The 21216-nt window shown below is 64.5% G+C and carries 20 protein-coding genes and 1 tRNA gene; 15 read left to right on the top strand and 6 right to left on the bottom strand.

Features of this window, described 5'->3' with window-relative positions:
* The 4 genes from A5634_RS09970 to pstA form a co-directional block, all read left to right on the top strand.
* On the top strand, window positions 1-817 hold an 817-nt coding region (locus tag A5634_RS09970), incomplete at its 5' end, for a Ku protein (RefSeq protein ID WP_065143885.1).
* Window positions 818-897: 80 nt separating this feature from the next.
* A complete protein-coding gene (pstS, locus tag A5634_RS09975; protein ID WP_065143886.1) occupies window positions 898-2016 on the top strand; it encodes a phosphate ABC transporter substrate-binding protein PstS in 1119 nt (372 codons plus the stop codon).
* A 12-nt stretch (window positions 2017-2028) separates the two neighbouring features.
* Window positions 2029-3018: a phosphate ABC transporter permease subunit PstC gene (gene pstC, locus A5634_RS09980; RefSeq protein WP_065143887.1), complete on the top strand. Its 990-nt coding sequence runs from the start codon at window positions 2029-2031 to the stop codon at window positions 3016-3018.
* 26 nt (window positions 3019-3044) lie between these two features.
* Window positions 3045-3977: a phosphate ABC transporter permease PstA gene (gene pstA / locus A5634_RS09985; RefSeq protein ID WP_155769461.1), complete on the top strand. Its 933-nt coding sequence runs from the start codon at window positions 3045-3047 to the stop codon at window positions 3975-3977.
* On the opposite strand, the gene A5634_RS09990 is transcribed toward pstA, so the two are convergent.
* From A5634_RS09990 to A5634_RS28145, 3 genes are all read right to left on the bottom strand, one after another.
* Window positions 3978-6113, bottom strand: coding sequence for a serine/threonine-protein kinase PknD (locus A5634_RS09990; protein WP_065143888.1), 2136 nt, complete (start codon window positions 6111-6113; stop codon window positions 3978-3980).
* Between the two features lie 288 nt (window positions 6114-6401).
* Window positions 6402-7526, bottom strand: a complete 1125-nt coding sequence (gene pstS / locus A5634_RS09995) for a phosphate ABC transporter substrate-binding protein PstS (RefSeq protein ID WP_065143889.1) — start codon at window positions 7524-7526, stop codon at window positions 6402-6404.
* A 271-nt stretch (window positions 7527-7797) separates the two neighbouring features.
* Window positions 7798-7962 (bottom strand): hypothetical protein, encoded by a 165-nt coding sequence (locus A5634_RS28145; RefSeq protein WP_155769457.1) that lies wholly within the window; start codon window positions 7960-7962, stop codon window positions 7798-7800.
* 590 nt (window positions 7963-8552) lie between these two features.
* Between A5634_RS28145 and A5634_RS10000 the strand changes: the two genes are divergently transcribed.
* The 11 genes from A5634_RS10000 to A5634_RS10050 all read left to right on the top strand — a co-directional run bounded on the left by A5634_RS10000 (window position 8553) and on the right by A5634_RS10050 (window position 18363).
* Entirely contained in the window at window positions 8553-8975 is a 423-nt protein-coding gene (locus A5634_RS10000; protein WP_065143890.1) for a PIN domain-containing protein, read from the top strand.
* Between the two features lie 120 nt (window positions 8976-9095).
* On the top strand, window positions 9096-9887 hold the full coding sequence (locus tag A5634_RS10005) for an SDR family oxidoreductase (RefSeq protein WP_065143891.1): 792 nt from the start codon (window positions 9096-9098) through the stop codon (window positions 9885-9887).
* Window positions 9888-10003: 116 nt separating this feature from the next.
* Window positions 10004-10717 (top strand): SDR family oxidoreductase, encoded by a 714-nt coding sequence (locus A5634_RS10010; protein WP_065143892.1) that lies wholly within the window; start codon window positions 10004-10006, stop codon window positions 10715-10717.
* A 34-nt stretch (window positions 10718-10751) separates the two neighbouring features.
* Window positions 10752-12032 (top strand): Nramp family divalent metal transporter, encoded by a 1281-nt coding sequence (locus A5634_RS10015; RefSeq protein WP_253861537.1) that lies wholly within the window; start codon window positions 10752-10754, stop codon window positions 12030-12032.
* On the top strand, window positions 12033-13106 hold the full coding sequence (locus A5634_RS10020) for a poly-gamma-glutamate hydrolase family protein (protein ID WP_065143894.1): 1074 nt from the start codon (window positions 12033-12035) through the stop codon (window positions 13104-13106).
* Window positions 13107-13118: 12 nt separating this feature from the next.
* Window positions 13119-13937 (top strand): LLM class F420-dependent oxidoreductase, encoded by an 819-nt coding sequence (locus A5634_RS10025; RefSeq protein WP_065143895.1) that lies wholly within the window; start codon window positions 13119-13121, stop codon window positions 13935-13937.
* Window positions 13938-14027: 90 nt separating this feature from the next.
* A complete protein-coding gene (locus A5634_RS10030; RefSeq protein WP_065143896.1) occupies window positions 14028-14546 on the top strand; it encodes a 2Fe-2S iron-sulfur cluster-binding protein in 519 nt (172 codons plus the stop codon).
* Window positions 14543-15541, top strand: coding sequence for an FAD binding domain-containing protein (locus A5634_RS10035; RefSeq protein ID WP_065143897.1), 999 nt, complete (start codon window positions 14543-14545; stop codon window positions 15539-15541). Before A5634_RS10030 ends, A5634_RS10035 begins: the two co-directional genes overlap by 4 nt.
* Window positions 15538-17631: a xanthine dehydrogenase family protein molybdopterin-binding subunit gene (locus tag A5634_RS10040; RefSeq protein WP_065143898.1), complete on the top strand. Its 2094-nt coding sequence runs from the start codon at window positions 15538-15540 to the stop codon at window positions 17629-17631. The genes A5634_RS10035 and A5634_RS10040 overlap by 4 nt, the downstream gene beginning before the upstream one ends.
* 31 nt (window positions 17632-17662) lie before the next feature.
* Complete coding sequence (locus A5634_RS10045) at window positions 17663-18202, top strand: DUF488 domain-containing protein (RefSeq protein WP_253861536.1); 540 nt, start codon at window positions 17663-17665, stop codon at window positions 18200-18202.
* An 85-nt stretch (window positions 18203-18287) separates the two neighbouring features.
* Window positions 18288-18363 (top strand) — tRNA-Arg (locus tag A5634_RS10050).
* Window positions 18364-18551: 188 nt separating this feature from the next.
* Here the strand turns inward: A5634_RS10050 and A5634_RS10055 are convergent.
* From A5634_RS10055 to A5634_RS10065, 3 genes are all read right to left on the bottom strand, one after another.
* Entirely contained in the window at window positions 18552-19055 is a 504-nt protein-coding gene (locus A5634_RS10055; RefSeq protein ID WP_065143899.1) for an SRPBCC family protein, read from the bottom strand.
* A gap of 94 nt (window positions 19056-19149) precedes the next feature.
* On the bottom strand, window positions 19150-19911 hold the full coding sequence (locus tag A5634_RS10060; RefSeq protein WP_155769459.1) for a hypothetical protein: 762 nt from the start codon (window positions 19909-19911) through the stop codon (window positions 19150-19152).
* A 353-nt stretch (window positions 19912-20264) separates the two neighbouring features.
* Complete coding sequence (locus A5634_RS10065; protein WP_065143910.1) at window positions 20265-21119, bottom strand: phage major capsid protein; 855 nt, start codon at window positions 21117-21119, stop codon at window positions 20265-20267.
* Window positions 21120-21216: the final 97 nt, after the last annotated feature.

The following is a 21216-nucleotide window of genomic DNA, read 5'->3' on the forward strand; positions in this document are numbered from 1 at the left end:
TGTCTGCGAGGTGTGCGGCGAGGTCGTCGAATACGCGCATATCGCCCGAGCTTTTGAGTCCGACGACGGGAAGTCGGTGATCATCACCGACGACGACATCGCTACCTTGCCTGAGGAACGCAGCCGCGAGATCGAGGTTTTGGAGTTCGTCCCGGCCAGCGAGGTCGATCCGATGCTGTTCGACCGCAGCTACTTTTTGGAGCCGGACTCAAAATCCTCCAAATCGTATGTGCTGCTGGCCAAGACCCTCGCCGAGACCGACCGGATGGCCATCGTCCACTTTTCGTTGCGTAACAAGACAAGGCTGGCAGCCTTGCGCGTCAAGGATTTCGGCAAACGTGACGTGATGGTGATCCACACATTGCTGTGGCCCGACGAGATTCGCGACCCCGACTTCCCGGTGCTCGACAAAGAGGTGGAGATCAAGCCCGCCGAGCTGAAGATGGCCGGGCAGGTGGTGGAGTCGATGGCCGACGACTTCGACCCGGACCGTTACCACGACAACTATCAGGAGCAGCTGCAGGAACTGGTCGACGCCAAACTTGAAGGCGGAGAGGCATTTACAGTCGAGGAGAAGCCTACCGAGTTGGACGAGACCGAAGACGTCTCGGATCTCTTGGCCAAACTGGAAGCGAGCGTGAAAGCCCGCTCGGGCACCAAAGGCGCTCCCGCCGAGCCTAAGAAGACGGCAGCGAAAAAAACCGAGCCTAAGAAGGCGCCGGCGAAGAAAACTGGGCCCAAGACCGAGGCAAAGAAAGCACCGGCCAACAAGGCACCCGCCAAGAAGTCTGGTTCCAAAGCGGCGTCGAAATCGTAGGAAACCTTGACCGCCACGGGGTGACCAATGACATTCTGGGGTCACCTGCAATCGACCCTGAGTCTTCTCGAGGAGTTGCCGTGAAATTCACTCGATGTGTTGCCGCCCTCAGCCTGCTGGTTGTCGGCGCACTGGTGCTTTCGGGATGCGGAGGCAATTCCGGCAACACGTCGTCGTCCGGATCCAGCAGCACCCCCGTGGTCCCGGTGAACTGCGGCGGCAAAAAGAAGATTCTCGCCGGCGGCTCAACCGCCCAGAAGAACGCGATGGAACAGTTCGTCTACGCCTACATCAAGTCCTGTCCCGGCCACACCCTGGACTACAACGCCAACGGTTCCGGCGCCGGCATGAAAGCGTTTCTCGCCGGCCAGACCGACCTGGCGGGCTCGGATTCGCCGATGAACGCCAGTAAGGGCGAACCCGACCGCGCCAGGGAACGCTGCGGTTCGCCTGCCTGGGACATCCCCGTCGTGTTCGGCCCGATCGCGGTCACTTACAACATCAACGGAATCAACTCGCTCAGCCTGGACGGGGCCACCCTGGCCAAGATCTTCAACGGCTCCATCAAAACCTGGAACGACCCGGCGATCGCCGCGATCAATTCCGGTACCAACCTGCCGGATACGCCCATTCACGTCGTGTTCCGCAGCGACGAGTCCGGAACCACGGACAACTTCCAGCGCTACCTTGACGCTGCCTCCAACGGCGCGTGGGGCAAGGGCGCCGGTAAGAGCTTCAAGGGCGGCGTCGGTGAAGGCGCGAAGGGTAACGACGGCACCTCGGCGGCTATCAAGACCACCGAAGGGTCGATCACCTACAACGAGTGGTCGTTCGCGCAGAACCAGAAACTGAACATCGCCAAGGTCATCACCTCGGCCGGTCCGGAGCCCGTCACCATCGGGGTCGACTCGGTGGGCAAGACCATCGCCGGTGCCACGATCTCCGGGCAAGGCAACGACCTGGTGCTCGACACACTTTCCTTCTACCGGCCCACGCAACCCGGTTCCTACCCGATCGTGCTGGCCACTTACGAGATCGTGTGCTCGAAGTACCCCGATGCTCAGGCTGGGACCGCGGTCAAGGCGTTCTTGCAGTCGACCATCGGCGCTGGCCAGAATGGTTTGGGCGACGCCGGTTATGTCCCCATCCCGGACTCGTTCAAGTCGAGGTTGTCGACCGCGGTTAACGCCATCTCCTGATCTGAGGTTCACGTGGTAACAACCCCGCTAGCAAAATCTGCGCTAGCGGAGGTAGACGCGCGCGCGGCGCGACGGGCTGATCGCCTGTTCAAGTGGCTTGCCTCGGCTGCGGGATCCACCATCGTGGTGGCTATCGCGCTGATCGCGGTGTTCCTCTTGATCAAGGCGATCCCGTCGCTGCGCGCCAACCACGCGAACTTCTTCACCAGCCCCAAGTTCGAAACCGCGAGCGACGCCAACTTGGCGTTCGGCATCCGCGATTTGTTCATGGTCACGGTGCTCAGTTCGGTCGGGGCGCTGCTGCTGGCGGTGCCGATCGCCGTCGGCATCGCGGTGTTCGTCACCCAATACGCCCCGAAGCGATTGGCCCGGCCGTTTGGTGCGATGGTCGACCTGCTGGCCGCGGTGCCGTCGATCGTTTTCGGGCTGTGGGGAATCTTCGTGCTGGCGCCGCAACTCGAACCGGTCGCCCGATCGCTCAACCGCTATCTGGGTTGGGTGGGCATCGGGAACTGGCATCCGTTTGCCCTGGGCAACGTATCCCTGGCAGGCGGCGGCACCATCTTCACCGCCGGCATCGTGCTGTCGGTGATGATCTTGCCGATCATCACCTCGGTGTCCCGCGAAGTCTTCCGGCAGACCCCGCTGATGCAGATCGAAGCGGCACAAGCGCTCGGTGCGACGAAGTGGGAAGTGATACGGATGACCGTGTTGCCGTTCGGTCGCAGCGGCGTGGTGGCCGCCTCCATGCTGGGCCTGGGCCGAGCCTTGGGCGAGACCGTCGCGGTGCTGATCATCCTGCGTTCCGCCGCGAAGCCCGGCAACTGGTCGGTGTTCGACGGCGGCTACACGTTCGCGTCCAAAATCGCCTCAGCTGCTTCGGAATTCAGCGAGCCGCTGCCGACGGGTGCCTACATCTCGGCCGGATTTGCGCTTTTCGTGCTGACCTTCCTGGTCAACGCCGCCGCACGAGCGATTGCCGGTGGGAAGGTCAACGGGTGACCCAGGTGAGCACCACCGCGCTCGACATGCCGGTCAAGATGGTGGTTTTTCGTCCCCTAAGCCTGTGGCGGCGACTTAAGAACGCCGTTGCCGCAACGTTTTTCTTCGCCTCGTTCATCATCGCTTTGGTGCCGCTGATCTGGCTGCTCGGGGTCGTCATCGCCCGAGGCTGGCGGGCGGTAGTCCACCTGGACTGGTGGACCCACTCATTGCGCGGCGTGCTTCCCGAAGAGTTCGCCGGCGGCATCTATCACGCGCTGTACGGGTCACTGGTACAGGCCGGTGTGGCGGCGCTGATTGCCGTGCCGCTCGGGCTGATGACCGCGGTGTATCTGGTGGAGTACGGCAACAGTCGGATGGCGCGACTGACCACGTTCATGGTCGACGTGCTTGCCGGAGTGCCGTCGATTGTGGCGGCCCTGTTCATCTTCAGCCTCTGGATCGCCACGATGGGCTTCCCGCAGAGCGCTCTGGCCGTCGCGTTCGCGCTGGTGCTGCTGATGCTGCCCGTGGTGGTGCGGTCCACCGAGGAGATGTTGCGACTGGTGCCCGACGAACTGCGGGAAGCCAGCTACGCCTTGGGTGTTCCGAAGTGGAAGACGATCGTGCGGATCGTGACCCCGATCGCGTTCCCGGGCATCCTGTCGGGGGTCCTGCTGGCGGTCGCACGGGTGATCGGTGAAACCGCACCGGTGCTGGTGCTGGTGGGATACAGCCGTTCGATCAACCTGGACATCTTCAACGGCAACATGGCGTCGTTGCCGCTGATGATCTACACCGAGCTCACCAACCCCGAAGCGGCCGGCGTGCTGCGCGTCTGGGGAGCGGCGCTGACCCTGATCATCATCGTGGCGCTGATCAATGTCGTCGCAGCAGGTATCAAGCTGATTGCTACCCGAGGCTACGTCTACGCCTTGTTCCGGTTGCTGGCTCGGATGCTGGAAAAGCTCCGGTCCTGATCACTTGCCGGGCGGTAGCCGCAACACCCTGCCGTTGCCACGATCTGCCACGTAAACGTTGCCCTTCTTGTCCACCGCCACCGATAGCGGGGTGTTCAGGCCACTGAACGGCAGTTCGACCGAGGCTGTCGCTCCGGCCGGCAGCTTCGCCACCACGTTGTTGTCGTGTTCGGTGACGTAGACGTTGCCCGCGCTGTCCACAGTGATGCCCCACGGTGCGGACATGCCGGTAAACGGCAACACCGTTTGATTGCTGGTCCCTGCTTCCAGCTTGAGCACCCTGTTGTTGTCGGTGTCGGTGACGTAGACATTGCCCTCGCTGTCGATGGCGACGCCGTCGGGGTTTTTCAGACCGGTAAACGGCACTTCGGTCTGCTCGTTGCTGCCCGCGGCCAACTTCACCACCCTGTTGTTGCCGCGGTCGGCAACGTAGACGGCACCTTGGGCGTCGACCGCCACACCCTCGGGGTAGTTGAGGCCGTTGAAAGGCAGCACCACCTGGTTGTTCGAGCCGGCCGCGAGTGCCACTACCCGATTGTTGAAGTCGCTGACGTAGATCTTTCCGCTGCTGTCGACCGCGAGGCCTTGTGGCTCGTAGAGCCCGTTGAACGGCTTGACCGTCGGCGAGCTGGAGCCGTCGGGCAACGCCACCACCCGGCCGTACATGGTCTGGTTGGTGACGTAGACGGTGCCGCTGCCGTCGACAGCGACCCCACCCGGGGCGAAGCGGAAGTTGAGCCCGTTGAAGGGCATCACGGTTGCTCCGCCCGCGATAGTGGTCGGTGAACTGCCGCCGCCACCTCCGTCGGACCGGGTGAGCAGGAACGCGGTCGCGGCGATCACGACGAGCAGGACAGCCGCGGCAGCGGCGCCGATGATCAACCCCTTGCGCGACTTGCGCTGGCCGGGCGGGGTGGCAACCGCGTGAGGTTGCGACGGCTGCTGATACGGCGGCGGACCCATCGGGACGGGTCCGGAGGTGGCCACCCCCGGTTGGCTGGCCCAGCCGACGGGCGGCACCGGCGCCGCTTGCGTCCACTGATCGGAGTTGTTGGGTTTCTCTCGCCACCCGCCGGTGTTCTGCGGTGGCAGCGGCTGGGCCATCGTCTCGTCACCGGTGCGGAACTGGGGCACCGGCCCCCGCATGGTCGCGGGCTCACTGTGCTGCGCATCGCTGGGGTGCTGACCCGAGCCACCGTGACTGGACCACCCGCCGGGGCCCGGGTCGGTTGCGGGCATCATCAACGTTTCGTTGTCACCGTGCCGGAGGATGGTGGCTTCCTGGCGCTTCTCGGGCGCGGAGAGCGCCTCGTGCGCGGCGATGGCCAGGTCTCCGGCGGTCATGTACCGCTCGTTCGGATTCTTGGCCATACCCTTCGCGATCACCTGGTCCAACGCCTCGGGAACCCGGCCGGGACGAAGCACGCTGGGCCGCGGCACCGGCTCCATCAGATGCGACGCGATCAGCCGCTCGACGCTGTCGGCGCGGTAGGGCGGTGCTCCGGTCAGGCATTCGCCCAGGACGCAGGCCAGCGCGTAGATATCAGCCCGGTAGGTGACTTCGTCGCCGGTGAACCGCTCCGGGGCCATATAGCTGTAGGTGCCGACGGCCATCCCGCTTTGCGTGAGATTCGGGTCGTGGGCGGCGCGGGCGATACCGAAGTCCACCAGGTAGGCGAAGTCGTTCTGAGCGATCAGGATGTTCTCGGGCTTGACGTCGCGGTGGGTGATCCCACTGGCATGTGCGGCATCCAGCGCCGCCGCGATCTGTCGCACGATGGCCACCGTGCGTGCCGGAGTCAGCGGGCCGAATTGCGTCAGCATCGAGCGCAGCGAGACGCCGTCGATCAGGCGCATCTCCACGTAGAACTGGCCGTCGAGTTCGCCGTAGTCGTGAATCGGCACGATGTGCGGTTCGGTCAGCCGTCCCGCGGTGTCGGCTTCGCGCTGCATACGAGCGCGGAACACGGGGTTGTTCGAGAACTGCGTCCCGATCAGCTTCAGCGCCACCACCCGGTTCTTGCGGGTGTCCTCGGCTTCGTACACCTCACCCATGCCGCCGCGACCGATCAGGCGCACCAGTTGGTAAGGCCCGAACTGCGACCCCACCCGCGAATCCGACCCGGTGTTGGTCACCGTTTGTGCTCCCTTCGCCCGGCCACCTGATGCCGCGGGCCGAAACCGGCCGCATCCGACGCCAACGGTGCCGTCGCGCCGAAACTGATGGTTAACACACGGTAAATCCTACGAGAGCGGGCACACAACAAAATCCAGCGACTGGGGGTGAATTTTGAATCACGAGTGAGTAACGGAGCCCCGTCCGCGATTAACTGTCGTGCACACCCGCGCTGACGAAAACTGTTGCTGGACAATGTCGATACGATCATTCACCGACGGAATTCTGCGCCGCGCAACGCGTCCCGGTCACGCGATGGCGTTGACTACCGGGATCAGCTTTTGTTGGAACGTCGACGGCAGCGGAATGTATCCGTACTCGTCCAAACCGATCTGACCCTCGCCAATTGTGGCCTGCATGAACGCCTTTACCGCGCTGCCGGTCGGCGAGTCAGGATACTTCGAACAGACTATTTCGTAGGTGACCAGCACTATCGGGTAGGCGCCGGTCTGGGTGGGTCGATAGAAGGACGACGTGTCCACAACCAGGTCGTGCTCCTCGCCACCGCTGATGAAGGTGGCCCCGGCAATGGTTTTGCCCACGGTTTCGGCGCTGATCGAGACCGCCTCGGGGCCCGCGGAGGTAATGATCTGGGCCATGTTCAACTGATGGCCGACCGCGAATGACCACTCGTTATAGGTGATCGAACCGTCAACCCGCTTCATCGCTTGCGACGTACCGTCGTTTCCCGCGGCGCCTTCGCCTACACCACCGTTGAAGCCCTGTCCGGTGCCTTTGCCCCAGGCGCCGTTGGATGCCGCGTCCAGGTACTTCTGGAAGTTGTCCGTGGTTCCGGACTCGTCGCTGCGGAACACGACGTGAATGGGCGTATCCGGCAGGTTGGTACCGGAATTGATCGCGGCGATCGCCGGGTCGTTCCAGGTTTTGATGGAGCCGTTGAAGATCTTGGCCAGGGTGGCCCCGTCCAGATTCAGCGAGCTGACTCCGTTGATGTTGTAGGTCACCGCGATGGGACCGAACACCACCGGGAGGTTCCACGCCGGCGCACCGCCACAGCGTTCCTGAGCGGCAGCAGCTTCCTCTTTGCTCAGCGGAGAGTCCGAACCACCGAAATCTGTTTGATTGCCCTTGAATTCGCTGATCCCGGCACCAGAACCGTTGGCGGTGTAGTTCAACGTCTGCCCAGGGCAGGCGGTTTCGAATGCTTTCACGAATCGCGTCATCGCGTTGTTCTGGGCGGTCGAGCCGCTGGCCTTCAGCGTCTTCTTCCCGCCGCAACTCACGTTGCTTGCGGCGCCCGATGATCCGGCTGAGCTTCCCCCGCTCGCATTGTTGTCGCTACCACACGCTGACAAAACCAGTGCGCCCGAAGCCAGAACCCCCAGCGTGGCGCCAAATCGGTTGAGTTTCAATTCAGTTCCTAACGGTAGTGATGAAACATACTAGCCACAGTCCTCCGCTCCGCGGCCCGCCAACCAGCCCCTTTCTTACCACGTCCTTCAGCCTGCTAGCTACATTAACAACAGGTAACGTGTGTTGAAAGGTCCGCGGATTCTCAGTGGCTCAGCTTCTTCTACCGTTCGAGGGTTGTTCAACCTTCAAAAGTCTTGAGCTCGCGACAGCGCTCCCTTCCGAAATGCTTGCCTGCCAGCACGTTCGGAAGAGAACGAGATCGCATGTTCCTCAGACGATGGCCGGCGACGACGCTACCGCAACACCGCTCGCCTGTGGGGCAGACTGCCCCAGGTTGGGCTGACTGGAGCAGGCCGCGCCAGTCAGACCGAACGCCGCGACCATGGCGCCGAGTACCACCAGCGCCCGCACTCGGGCTCGACTCAAATTACTCATTGGGTATTCCTCCTGATCCGCCGAATCCATGCGGGGCATGGACACGCGCTGATAGTACGTGGAAAGTCCGCTACGCACCTAGCGATTTCGATAATTGAATTTCTGTTAGCTGCATAAACTAAATCCGTATCGGCGCACTTGGTCCAGCGTGCCTTCACCAGGCAGTTCCGTATCTCACTTATAGCGGCATATACGCATGAAACCTGTTGCAAGTGTTAAGGTTTGGGCCGTACACACGGTCGCGCAGCTGGTATGCCCCGACGAATTGAATGCAAAATTTGCATCCGTACCTTTCGGATCGTTTGTCTAACGACTAGACAGAGTCTGAGAAACCCGAGTATTTAGGCGCCGGCGTCTGTCCAACATCTTTACACTGACTGCCGGTCATATGACGTTTCAATAACGAATTCATTTTCTGCTGCGCGCTGTAAGACGCCCAACTATTTTGTTCGGTTGCGCGTTCGGGCCAGCGACTCGCACCAGTGCCGATGGCCTAGCCCGACAGTCGTCGCGATGGCGCGAAGGCCCGCAGACCGCCAAACATGGCTGCAGGAAGGAAGATTGGTGAATATTGGGAAAAGAGTCGCAGCATGGCACTAGTCGCGCGCTACCTGATCGACACCAGCGCCGCTTCGCGCATGTCCAACCCCGAAGTGGCACGTCGGTTGCGGGCCCTGGTCAGTAAAGGCACGGTCGCGACCACCGCAGCATTGGACGCAGAAGCGTTCGCCGCGGTCCCGGGTGCGGCCGAGTTCGAGCAGTTGCTGGCGGATCGCCGAGCTACCCGGGAATACTTGCCGACCAATGACGAACACTGGCACGCCGCGTTGGGCGCGCAACGGGCGCTGGCAAAAACCTGCGAGCACAACAGGGTGGACATAGTCGACCTTTTGACGGCCGCCCTGGCGTGCGCGCACAAGCTCACCGTTGTGCACTATGACGCCGGCTTCGATACGGCCGCAACCGTATTGACCTTCCGGCATAGGTGGGTGATGCCGCGCGGCACCATCTGACGGGAACGCTGCCGAGGGGCCCACTAGGTTGCCCGGGGTTATGCCAAACTAGAACGTGTTACAGAATGGCCCCAGACGGCGGGTCGCCGTCGTTCGCCCGACAACTGAAACGAGCCCGCAGTGATCCTCGACAGGTTTCGCCTTGACGACAAAGTTGCCGTAATCACCGGAGCAGGCCGCGGCCTGGGCGCGGCCATTGCGCTGGCGTTCGCCGAAGCCGGCGCCGATGTCGTCATCGCGTCGAGGACCAAATCCCAACTCGACGAGGTGGCCGAACAGGTGCGTGCGACGGGCCGGCAAGCGCACGTCATCGCCGCCGACCTGGCCCATCCCGAGGACACCGCTCGACTGGCCGACGCAGCCGTCGATGCCTTCGGGAAACTAGACGTCGTCGTCAACAACGTCGGCGGTTCGATGCCCAACACCTTGCTGACCACGTCCACCAAGGACCTCAAGGACGCATTCACCTTCAACGTCGGCACCGCACACGCCTTGACCGTCGCGGCCGTGCCGTTGATGCTCGAGCACTCCGGCGGGGGCAGCATCATCAACATCACCTCGGCTATCGGCCGGTTGGCCGGGCGTGGCTTCGCCGCGTACGGCACCGCCAAGGCAGCGTTGTCCCACTACACCCGGCTCACCGCGCTGGACCTGTGCCCGCGCATCCGGGTCAACGCGATCGCACCGGGTTCGATTTTGACGTCCGCACTTGACGTGGTGGCCGACAACGACGACCTACGCGCCCCGATGGAGCAGGCAACGCCGCTGCGACGCCTCGGTGACCCGCTCGACATTGCCGCTGCCGCAGTGTATTTGGCGTCGCCGGCGGGTGGCTTCTTGACCGGCAAGACATTGGAGGTCGACGGCGGCCTCACCTTCCCTAACCTTGAGATTCCCGTCCCGGATCTGTAAGCCCTTCGTCACGTGTCGGTTTTCGTGGGAATCATGTCCCTTGCAACCTGGCCTGTGCAGCGGGTTGAGACACACACTGAAATGCGTTTAGTGGTGCCAGCGCATAGGGGGACGACATGCCCAGACGACGGGTACTGATCACGGGAGCGTCCAAAGGTATCGGCCGCGCCGTCGCCGACCGACTCGCCGAGCGCGGCCAGGAACCGATCGGTCTGGCGCGCACGGCGCCAGCGGATTTTCCAGGCCCGTTTTATCCGGTCGACTTGGCCGATCGAACTGCAACGGCGTCGACGCTGCAGCAAGTGGTGGCCGACGGCACTGTCGACGCGGTGGTCAACAACGTCGGGTTCGCGCGGTTCGGCCGCATCGGCTCGATCGACTTGGACGACCTTGCGCTGGCCTATGACATGAACGTGCGCATCGCTGTGCAGGTGGTGCAGGCGGTACTGCCGGGCATGACGGCCGCGGGGTGGGGCCGAATCGTCAACGTCAGCAGCTTGACGACGCGCGGGACGCGGGAGCGCACGCCGTATGCCGCCGCCAAGGCAGCGCTGGAAACCTGCACCCGCATTTGGGCGGCCGAGCTTGCCGAGACCGGCGTCACCGTCAATGCCGTCGCACCCGGGCCGATTGAAACCGAGATGTACCGAGAACGCAGTCCGGCCGGATCCGAACGCGAAGCTCGCCTGCTGGCGGCCATCCCCATGCGTCGGGTGGGGACTCCGGCAGAGATTGCCCAGCCGATCTGCCTACTCCTCGACGAGGATGCCGGGTATATCACCGGGCAGATTTTGCGGGTGGACGGCGGCGGCAGCATCGGCGCCGGGTAGCGACGGGCAGTGGCCGAGCCCGGACGGGTTTCGGATACCCTCACTTTTTTATTCGGTATCGCTCTCGTCCCTTCCGAAGGCCGGTGAATTGGCGCAGGAGATCACAACCTCGGACAAAGCGGGCTGGTATCTGCTCGGGCCGGCCTTCGTTGCCGCCATCGCCTACGTCGACCCCGGAAACGTCGCGGCCAACGTCAGCTCGGGCACCCAGTTCGGCTATCTGCTGCTTTGGGTGATCGTCGCGGCAAACGTGATGGCGGGACTGGTCCAATACCTCTCGGCGAAACTCGGGCTGGTCACCGGACGATCGCTGCCAGAAGCAATCGGCGCGCGGATGAGCCGTCCGGCTCGTCTGGCCTACTGGGCGCAGGCCGAGATCGTCGCGATGTCCACCGATGTCGCCGAGGTGATCGGCGGCGCGATCGCCCTGCGCATCCTGTTCGGCCTGCCGCTGCCGCTCGGCGGAGTAATCACCGGCGCCATATCGCTGCTGGTACTGATGATCAAGGACCGCCGGGGCCAGCGACTGTTCGAGACGGTCATCACCGGATTGCTGCTGGTAATTGCGGTCGGCTTCACCGCCAGTTTCTTCGTCTCGACGCCGCCGGCCGGCGAGGTCCTCACGGGTCTGGTACCACGCTTCCAGGGCACCGAAAGCGTGCTGCTGGCCGCGGCGATCCTGGGCGCCACCGTCATGCCCCACGCGGTCTACCTGCATTCCGGGTTGGCTCGCGACCGGCACGGGCATCCCGAGCCCGGCCCGCCGCGGCGTCGTCTGCTGCGCATCACCCGCTGGGACGTCGGTGTGGCCATGGTGATCGCCGGCGGGGTCAATGCCGCAATGCTGCTGGTCGCCGCGTTCAACATGCGTGGTCACGGGGACGTGGGTTCGATCGAGGACGCTTATGCAGCGGTCCGCGACACCCTGGGGCCGACGATCGCGGTGCTGTTCGCAATCGGGTTGCTGGCCTCGGGCCTGGCGTCGTCGTCGGTGGGCGCTTATGCCGGGGCGATGATCATGCAGGGCCTGCTGCACTGGTCGGTTCCCATGGTGGTGCGTCGCCTTGTCACGCTGGGTCCCGCGGTGGCGTTGCTGGCGCTCAACGTCGACCCGACCCGGACCCTGGTGCTCTCCCAGGTGGTGCTGTCGTTCGGCCTTCCGTTCGCGGTGCTGCCGCTGGTGCGACTGACGGCCGACCGCGAATTGATGGGTGCCGACGCCAACCACCGCGTCACCACAGTCGTTGGCTGGGTGGTCGCGGTGATGATTAGTCTGCTTAACGTGGCGCTGATCTACCTGACCGTGATGGGCTGAATGCCGGTCCGCCGGCACCCGTACTTCGCATACGGATCCAATCTGTGCGTCGAGCAGATGGCGAAACGCTGCCCCGACGCCGGCGATCCGCGGCCCGCGCTGCTGTGCGACCACGACTGGCTCATCAATGAGCGCGGCGTGGCCACCGTCGAACCGGTCGCCGGCACCGAAGTGCACGGCGTGCTCTGGCAACTTTCCGACCACGACCTGACCGTCCTGGACAGCGCCGAGGGAGTTCCGGTGCGCTACCGACGCGACCGGCTCACCGTGTACACCGACACCGGGCCGGCGCCGGCCTGGGTGTACATCGACCCGCGGGTTGTTCCGGGTCCGCCGCGGCCGGGCTATCTGACGCGCATCATCAACGGCGCGGTCCACCACGGGCTGCCGCAGCGCTGGATCGACTTTCTGCACCGCTGGGACCCCACGCACTGGCCACGACCGGTGGTTGCCGATGGTACTGGGCCACAGTCACTTTCGGAACTGCAGAACGAGCCGGGCATGGTCGAGGTGTCCCGGCTGCGATCCCGATTCGGGTTTCTCGCCATTCATGGCGGCGGACTGGAACAGATGACCGACGTGATCGCCGAGCGTGCCGCCGACGCGGCCGGCGCCTCGGTGTACCTATTGCGCCACCCGGACCGCTACCCCCACCATTTGCCGTCGGCCAGGTTCGATCCCGCGGGGTCGCGCGCATTGGCCGAGTTCCTCGATCACGTCGATGTCGCCGTTTCGCTGCACGGCTACGGACGCATCGGGCGCGGTACGCAGCTGCTGGCCGGTGGCCATAATCGTGCGTTGGCTTCCCATGTGGCACAACACATCCGGCTGCCCGGCTACGAGGTTGTCACCGACCTCGAGGCCATCCCGGCCGAACTGCGGGGTCTGCATCCGGACAACCCGGTCAACCGGGTGCGTGACGGTGGGATGCAGTTGGAATTGCCGGCTCGGGTAAGGGGGCTGAGCCCGCGTAGTCCCCTCCCTGAGTCGGACGGGCTGTCGCCGGTCACGTCCAGCTTGGTAACCGGGTTGGTGGCGGCGGCGCGTTCGTGGCCGGTTCGTTCTGAGTGTTGATGGAGGTTATTGGTGGTCAAGGATTTTCGTTTCGGCTTGAGCATCCGCTATTTCAAATCTCGCGAGGCGCTGGTTGAGGTAGCCCGACGGGCAGAAGATCTTGGGTTCGACATTCTTTGTGTACCAGATCATCTCGGTGCGGCCGCCCCGTTTCCGACGCTGACGGCGGCCGCAATGGTCACCGAGCGGATTCGCTTGAGCATGTACGTGCTCAACGCCGCGTTCTATAAACCGGCGCTGTTAAGCCGCGACATCGGAGCTCTGGACATGCTCAGCGACGGGCGCTTGGAGGTTGGGCTCGGAACCGGTTATGTCCGTGAGGAATTCGAGGCAGCCGAACTCCCCTATCCCAGCGCTGGCGCGCGGGTCGATCATCTCGCGCACATGACGGAGTATCTGGCCGAGCATCACCCGCGAGTACCGATCATGATCGCCGGCAACGGCAACCGGGTGATGACACTCGCGGCACGCCATGCCGACATCATCGGGCTCACGGGGGCGAAGGTCCGCGACGTCGAGGACCCGCTGGCCGAACGTATCGATTTCGTCCGCGCTGCCGCCGGTGACCGGTTCGAGGCACTGGAACTGAACCTGGTGATCACCGCGGTGCCGCGTTCGGACGAGACCATCCCCAACTTGTCCTTGACCCGTCGCAACGCGCCGGATCTTTCCGACGAGCAAGTGCTGGCCATGCATTCGGTACTCAAAGGGTCACCACGGGAGATGGCCGATCGGCTGCTTGGGCTGCGGGAGAAGTACGGGGTGAGCCACTTCACCGTGCAGGACAACCACATCGACAACTTCGCGAACATCATCGCCGAATTGCGTTGAGTGCTTCGTGCATGACGCGGGCCGGTTCCCGCCGGTGTCTGACGAAATCGCGATACGACTATCGGTGCCGGCAGTGGGTATCACACTTCGATGGATGCCTCCGACACTGCGACCGACATCGCCCTGGACATCGATGGTCAACGGCGAACGTTGAGAGTCGACAATCGCACGACTCTGCTTGATGCGCTTCGCGAACGCCTAGGTGTGACCGCACCCAAGAAGGGATGCGATCACGGGCAGTGCGGATCGTGCACCGTCCTGCTCGACGGGCGTCGAGCGCTCACCTGTCTAGCTCTCGCGGTCGCTCACGACGGCGCACACATCACTACCGCCGCCGGATTGGCCACAGACGACGAACTGCATCCGATGCAGCAAGCGTTTCTGGATCACGACGGGTTTCAGTGCGGCTACTGCACTCCGGGCCAAATCTGTTCGGCCGTAGGAATGCTCGAGGAAGTCAAGGCCGGTTATCCCAGCCACGTCACGGCCGACCTCGAGGTTGATCAAGAGCTCACGGACGACGAAATCAGGGAACGGATGAGCGGCAACCTGTGCCGCTGCGGCGCCTATCCCAACATCCTCGCGGCCATCCGGCAGGTGGCGACGTGATTCCGTTTCAGTACCACCGCGCCACGAGTGCACAGGACGCGACAGCAACCGCGGCGCAGCACCCGGGTGCGGCATTTCTGGGAGCCGGCACCAATCTGGTCGATCACATGAAATTGGGTATCGCCAGCCCCGACCTGCTGATCGACGTCAGTCGTCTACCGCTCACCGACATCGACGAACTGCCCGACGGCGGATTGCGTATCGGTGCCGCGGTGCGCAACAGCGACCTCGCCGCGCATCCGCTCGTCCGCACCCGATATCCCGCGCTTTCCCGGGCGTTGCTGTCCGGTGCTTCCGGCCAGTTGCGCAATTTGGCCACCACGGGCGGAAATCTGCTGCAGCGCACCCGGTGTCCGTACTTTCAGGATGTGACCACGCCATGCAACAAACGCACACCCGGTAGCGGATGCTCGGCGATCGGCGGCTACGTCCGTTATCACGCAATCCTGGGCGCCTCCCAACATTGCGTGGCGACCCACCCGTCGGACATGGCCGTAGCCATGACAATGCTTGATGCCCGAGTGGTATGCGAGGACGTCGAAGGGCAGCGGCGGATTGCGCTGACCGACTTCTACCGGCTGCCCGGCGATCGGCCCGACCTGGACACCGTGCTGAGCCACGGACAACTCATCACCGCCGTTGAACTTCCCGCCCCGGCGGATGGCGCCCACTCGACCTACCGCAAGGTGCGCGATCGTGCCTCCTACGCCTTCGCACTCGTCTCCGTCGCCGCCGAACTGGCCTTCAGAGAGGGCAGTGCCGAGCTTGCGTCGGTTCGCATCGCTCTGGGTGGAGTTGCCCACAAGCCGTGGCGCGCCACCCGGGCCGAGGCAGTGCTGCAGGGGGCACCCGCCGACACCGAGGTGTTGGAACGAGCGGCCCAGGCTGAGCTTGCCGACGCGGCTCCGCTCGAGGGCAACGAGTTCAAAGTTGAGATGGCGCAGCGAGCCCTGGTAGCTACGCTGCGCTCCCTGACCGAGGAGGCGCAACGATGACGCTGATCGCCGCCAACTCGATGGGCTCCTCGCTGAGCCGATTGGACGGTCGGGCCAAGGTCACCGGCACCGCGCCGTACGCATTCGAGCATCCGGTCGAACAACCGAGCTACCTGACCCCGATCCAAGCCACGATCGCCCACGGGCGCGTCACCGCGATGGATATCTCCGCCGCCGAACAGTTGGACGGGGTCCTGGCCGTGCTGACCGTGTTCGACGCACCCAAGCTCGCGGACACGTCCGACGGTGAAATGTGCATCCTTCAGGACGACCGAGTGCAGTTCCGCGGGCAGCTGATCGGGGCGGTCGTCGCCGAGACACTCGAGATAGCCCGTCAGGCCGCCGATTTGGTGTCGGTCGACTATGCCGAAGAGTCACACGACACCGAACTTTGCGCTGATCATCCGCGACTGTACGCGCCGGAGGAAGTGAACGGTTCATTCCCCACCGACACCTCCGACGGTGATGCCGATGCCGGCCTTGCTGACGCGGCGATCACCGTCGATGCGACCTATCGCACCGCCATCGAACACAACAACCCGATGGAACCGCATGCCTGCATTGTCATCTGGGACAACGCATCTGGGCGCACCCAAGTGACCATCTACGATTCGACCCAGGGCGTGCACGCGGTCCGCGATGCGCTGGCACCGTTGTTTGGACTCGAAACTGACCAAATCCGGGTTGTCGCACCGCATGTCGGCGGCGGCTTCGGCTCCAAGGGAGCTCCGCATGCTCACAACGTGCTGGCCATCCTTGCCGCGCAGCGCATTTCCGGACGGCCGGTGAAGTTCGCGGTGACCCGCCAGCAGATGTTCTCACTGGTCGGCTACCGGACTCCGACGATCCAACGGATCAGGCTCGGCGCCAGCCGACAGGGATCGTTGTGCGCGATTTCGCATGAGGCTTTTACCCAGACTGCCACCGTCAAGGAATTCGCCGAACAAGCCGCGGTGCCGTCGCGGACGATGTACGCGGCGCCGAACCGCCGCACTTCGCACCGAGTCGTCGCGCTCGATGTGCCGGTGCCGTATTGGATGCGCGCACCCGGCGAAGCGCCCGGAATGTACGCCGTCGAGGTCGCGATGGACGAACTCGCGGTCGCTTGCGACATCGACCCGATCGAACTGCGGATCCGCAACGAGCCCGATGTCGATCCCGACACCGGCAACCCGTGGTCCGGGCGTCGCCTCGTCGACTGCCTGCGCGCCGGAGCCGAACGCTTCAACTGGGCCCAGCGCAACGCGTCGCCCCGAAGCCGCCGCAACGGTGACTGGCTGGTGGGCAGCGGTGTAGCCGCCGCGACGTATCCGGCAACGGCGATGCCGGGCAACGCCGCCCGAATCGAGTATCAAGCCGACAAGCAATATGCGGTCCAGATCGGCGCCGTCGACATCGGAACCGGCACCTGGACCGCGCTGACGCAGATCGCGGCCGACGCGCTGGGCTGCCCCACCGAATCGATCGACCTGCAAATCGGCAACACCGACCTGCCGCAGGCCTCGGTCGCCGGCGGATCGTCGGGCATCAGCTCATGGGGCACCGCGATCGTCGCGGCGGTACGCGCCTTCCGCGACCAGCACGGCGACACTCCGGCGCCGGGAGCGTCGGTCACCACCGAGGCTCCCGACAATCCCGACGCCGAAAAGTTCGCGATGTACTCCTTTGGTGCCCATTTCGTCGAGGCTCACGTGAACCGCGACACTGGCGAGATCCGGGTACCGCGGATGCTCGGCGTATTTTCGGTCGGCCGTGCCATCAACGCCGGCACGCTGCGCTCGCAGTTGATTGGCGGGATGACCATGGGCCTGTCCGCAGCGTTGCACGAGGAAAGCGTGCGCGACCCGAGATTCGGCCACGTGGTTACGCAGGATTTGGCGACCTACCACATCAGCGCCCACGCCGATGTCCGTGACATCGAAGCGATTTGGCTCGACGAGGTCGACGAGCACGCCAACCCGATGGGTTCCAGGGGAGCCGGTGAGATCGGCATCGTCGGCGCTGCCGCGGCGGTGGCCAATGCTGTTTACCACGCGACGGGAATCCGGGTTCGCGACATACCAATCATGGCCGACGATCTGCTGGCATGACGATCGCCTGCGCGCAGACAGGGCGCGGCCAGTGATACCCGAAGAGGCCCGTCAGGTGTGGACGGTCGGTCATTCCACACGCGAGTTCGCTGAACTACTCGAGATGCTGCGCGCCCACGACATCACCTGTTTGGTAGACGTCCGTTCGTTCCCGGCGTCCAGGAAGTTCCCGCAATGGAACAAAGCGGCGATCATCGACGAATTGCCGTCCGACATCGGCTATCGGTGGATGCCGAAACTCGGGGGCCGCCGGCATACCCCGGCCGGCACGCCGAGCGTGAACACCGCCTGGCGGGTCAAAGCTTTCCGCGACTACGCCGATTACATGCAAAGTTCTGACTTCGCCGAGGGCCTGGGTGAGCTGATCGAGTTGTCACTGCACCAGCGTCCGGTGATTATGTGCAGCGAAGCGGTGCCGTGGCGCTGCCATCGCAGACTGATCACCGACGCGTTGATAGTGGCTGGCATCGCCGTCACCCACATCATGTCCCCCAGCACCACGTGCCCCGCCGCCTTGAACGACGACGCGGTGATCGAGGACGGGAAGCTGATCTACCCGTCGAAGGATTGACGTCGGCATCCGTGCCGCATTCACCAGTGCCCGTTACACTCATTGCCGCCGGAGAGTTTTATTCAGATCTCGCACGATGTTCCCCGCCCCCGTAGCTCAGGGGATAGAGCACGGCTCTCCTAAAGCCGGTGTCGCAGGTTCGAATCCTGCCGGGGGCACCAAGAGTCTCCGCTGGTCAGAGGCGGTTTTCGGCCTCTGGTCCAGGTCTCGGATGTTATCTGCCTGCTATCCGCCTTGGGACCAGGCGTTAGCTGGGTCCCTCATTGCGGGCCACGGCCCGACGGCACCGCCCTCAAGTCTCCCTCAAGGCTTGTCAGCGAATGCGCGAAGAACGCTTTAAGGGATCGGTTCAGCTGGGAGGCTGTGACGAAAACCAGCGACCACCCTCAAGGTTGTGACCGACGCGGGCAAATGCGAGAGCCAACGCGCGCGGCAGCACTGGCCCAACCAGTTTGAACGCGAATCGGGGCTGGTAGGCAAAAGTCCACCGCAGCAGCGTGGTGTTGTTGCCCTTGGTCTCGAAGTGGTAGTCCTCGACAGCAGCGCGAAATAGTGGCGCTTGTGTGCTGTCGACGCGAAAAGCCCAACGCTTGCCTTCGTCCCAAGCGAGGATCGTCTCTTCGAACTTGATGCCGGTGAACCGCGCTACACGTCGAGAGCCGACGCCATACGGGGCAGGGGTCTGGTAGTGGCCTGTCCTGTCGAAGCCAGGAAAAAATTCGCCCCAGTTGGCCGGATCATGTGCCAACGCTGCGAATACCTCGCCCGTCGGTCGCCCTATGCAGGCGGTGAACTGGAGACGGGTTGGAGCTATGTCGACGTAGTCAAGATCCACGGCATCGCATGCGAACATCCGGATCTCCTTTGAACTTGTCCTTCAGGTGGAACGAAATATACGGCGTCGGATCTCCTACCACGACAGTCTTCGTCTGCTGGTGATAGTTGATCTACCCAACGCCTTCGCTGGCCCGCATCGCTGACAGGACGTTCCGCAGGTCGACCGGCCTGCCCTGCTCCCGCAGCGAGACCGTCGCGTCCTCGTACTGGCGTTCCCAAGCGTCGTACCGCTCGGGCAGGACCAGCCGTGTGCCGGGCCGCTGCGGGATCGCTACACAGTGACAGTTGTCATGCCCTTTGATCGCCGCAGCCGCGGACTTGAAGATCGCGCCGCGGGTAGCGCCGAGGCGACAGAAGGCGCAGGCACCGGCTGCGGCGTGCCGCATGTACCGCACACCCTCACGAGACGCGTTGTGGCTCACCGTTTCTCGCGCCGCGTCGTGCACCCAGCGGGTCGCGGCGCCGGTCAGCCGCTCGGTCGGGGTCGCGCCGATCGACGGACTACGGACAGCCCATCCGGCGGTCGCGGCCAGCTGTGCGGGATCGGGCATCCCATGGCCTGCGGGTGGTTCGGGCTGGTACCGCTGATTGGGCGCCAGATTCTCGTACCAGGAGAGCGTGAAGTCGGTCGCCGCCCCGGCGACCGGATCAGCCATGGTTGGCAACGCGTCGGCTAGCAGGCTCACCAGTTCGTCGGGCGCCAGGCCGGCGGTGCGGGTCAACAGCATCTCGACGTCGGCGATCAGCCTCGAGGACAGATCGTCCAGGATCGCCCGTAACGGCGCTGCGGCCCGGTCGAGGTCTAGGGCATGTAGCTGGCCATTTAGAGGTCCAGGGGTCGTCCTGGGCGCATCCGCGGCGGTCCTGGGCATTGGTCGATCCTTTCCGTGGTCGAAAGGGTGTGACTTGGGCGAGATTCCAGGGCCTATGCCGACCGGGGCGGCTGGACCAGGTCGGGGGATCACCCCGCACCCCCCAGCGACCTCCCAGCCACGAACGCGGCGGTCGGCCGGGCCGCTGGCCGCTGGCCGTAAGCGACGGCGTGCCGCGGATGCGGTTGGCCGACCTGACCCGAAGACCCGGCGCGCGGACCGCGAGCAAGTTGGACGGTTCGCGCGCCGGGTCGGTCCGTGGCCTCACCGGCCAGTTACGGCCGTTGGCGGCGTAGAGAGAGGATCGTGAGACCTTCCGCCGACGGCCCCGGTGGGGGGACGGTCTGTCGAACCTAGCTCGCCATGCCGACGGGGATTTCCACGACGCGCTCGGGCCAGGTGATGACGGCCCCGAACCGGAACGTGATCCTCAGGGCCACGCTGTCCTTCTCGAACAGGTGGTGCTCGCTGGTCGCCAGGTTCACCGGCCCGACCGCCGACAGCACCGCGCTGCGGTCGGCCACGACCAGGCTCGGACCGACGACGTCCCTGTCCACGTAGACGGGCAGTCCGAGCAGACGGCGCTCGGCGGCGTCCACCCCGGCCCCGACCAGCGAGGCGTTCGAGCCGTCCTGCACCCGCAGCTTGGACACGTAGGCCCAGGCCTCGGGGCTGGCAAGGATGTACGTGGCCGCGCCGCCGTCGGCCTCAATGCGGGCCACCGCGTCGATCACGGGGTCCAGTGACTCCTCCACCGAGTCGGGCGAGACGGCGTGGGTCTGCCGCAGGATTCCCGGCGGCGGCGTCAGCGCGGGCGCGGTCGGCGGAGGCTGGCTGAGGAAGGCCCGGTTTGCGGACCGGATGACGGCGGTCCTGGCGGCGTCGGACAGCAGCCTCGCCGACGGCGCCTTCTGCCACAGCTCACGCGAAATAGGCAGCAGCAGAGCCACTTTGCCCGTCGCGCACAGGTATTCCCGGTCGTCGGGGTCGGTCTCGTCGATCGTCTGGGCCTCGGGCACGAACCCGGCCTCGTCGGGGTCGACGGCGACGAACGGGAGGCGGACCAGGGGCTGGTCGCCGTCGACGAACCCGGCCTGCGTCGAGGCCTTCATGATGAGGGCCTCGGGGATCAGCTCGGCCGGCGGGATGGTGACGAGGTCGGGGGCCAGGCCCTTGACCGCGGTCGTGGTGTTGAACGGGGTGCCCATGACGGACTCCTTCTGCGGCACGTGCCGCGAGACAGGTTGCAGCGCAACGCTTACGGGTGATGTCTCGCGGCGGCGGCTCGCCGGGTCCGCGTCCGGC

The sequence above is a fragment of the Mycobacterium asiaticum genome, from assembly GCF_001673365.1.
Taxonomy (GTDB): domain Bacteria; phylum Actinomycetota; class Actinomycetes; order Mycobacteriales; family Mycobacteriaceae; genus Mycobacterium; species Mycobacterium asiaticum_A.

Excerpts from the sequence above, each read along its gene's own strand:
- A5634_RS10060 (WP_155769459.1), bottom strand. The coding sequence starts at position 19,911 with ATGCCCAGGACCGCCGCGGATGCGCCCAGGACGACCCCTGGACCTCTA.
- A5634_RS10020 (WP_065143894.1), top strand. The coding sequence starts at position 12,033 with ATGCCGGTCCGCCGGCACCCGTACTTCGCATACGGATCCAATCTGTGC.
- A5634_RS10010 (WP_065143892.1), top strand. The coding sequence starts at position 10,004 with ATGCCCAGACGACGGGTACTGATCACGGGAGCGTCCAAAGGTATCGGC.
- A5634_RS28145 (WP_155769457.1), bottom strand. The coding sequence starts at position 7,962 with ATGAGTAATTTGAGTCGAGCCCGAGTGCGGGCGCTGGTGGTACTCGGC.
- A5634_RS10030 (WP_065143896.1), top strand. The coding sequence starts at position 14,028 with ATGGATGCCTCCGACACTGCGACCGACATCGCCCTGGACATCGATGGT.
- pstA (WP_155769461.1), top strand. The coding sequence starts at position 3,045 with ATGCCGGTCAAGATGGTGGTTTTTCGTCCCCTAAGCCTGTGGCGGCGA.
- A5634_RS10000 (WP_065143890.1), top strand. The coding sequence starts at position 8,553 with ATGGCACTAGTCGCGCGCTACCTGATCGACACCAGCGCCGCTTCGCGC.
- A5634_RS10040 (WP_065143898.1), top strand. The coding sequence starts at position 15,538 with ATGACGCTGATCGCCGCCAACTCGATGGGCTCCTCGCTGAGCCGATTG.
- A5634_RS10055 (WP_065143899.1), bottom strand. The coding sequence starts at position 19,055 with ATGTTCGCATGCGATGCCGTGGATCTTGACTACGTCGACATAGCTCCA.
- A5634_RS10065 (WP_065143910.1), bottom strand. The coding sequence starts at position 21,119 with ATGGGCACCCCGTTCAACACCACGACCGCGGTCAAGGGCCTGGCCCCC.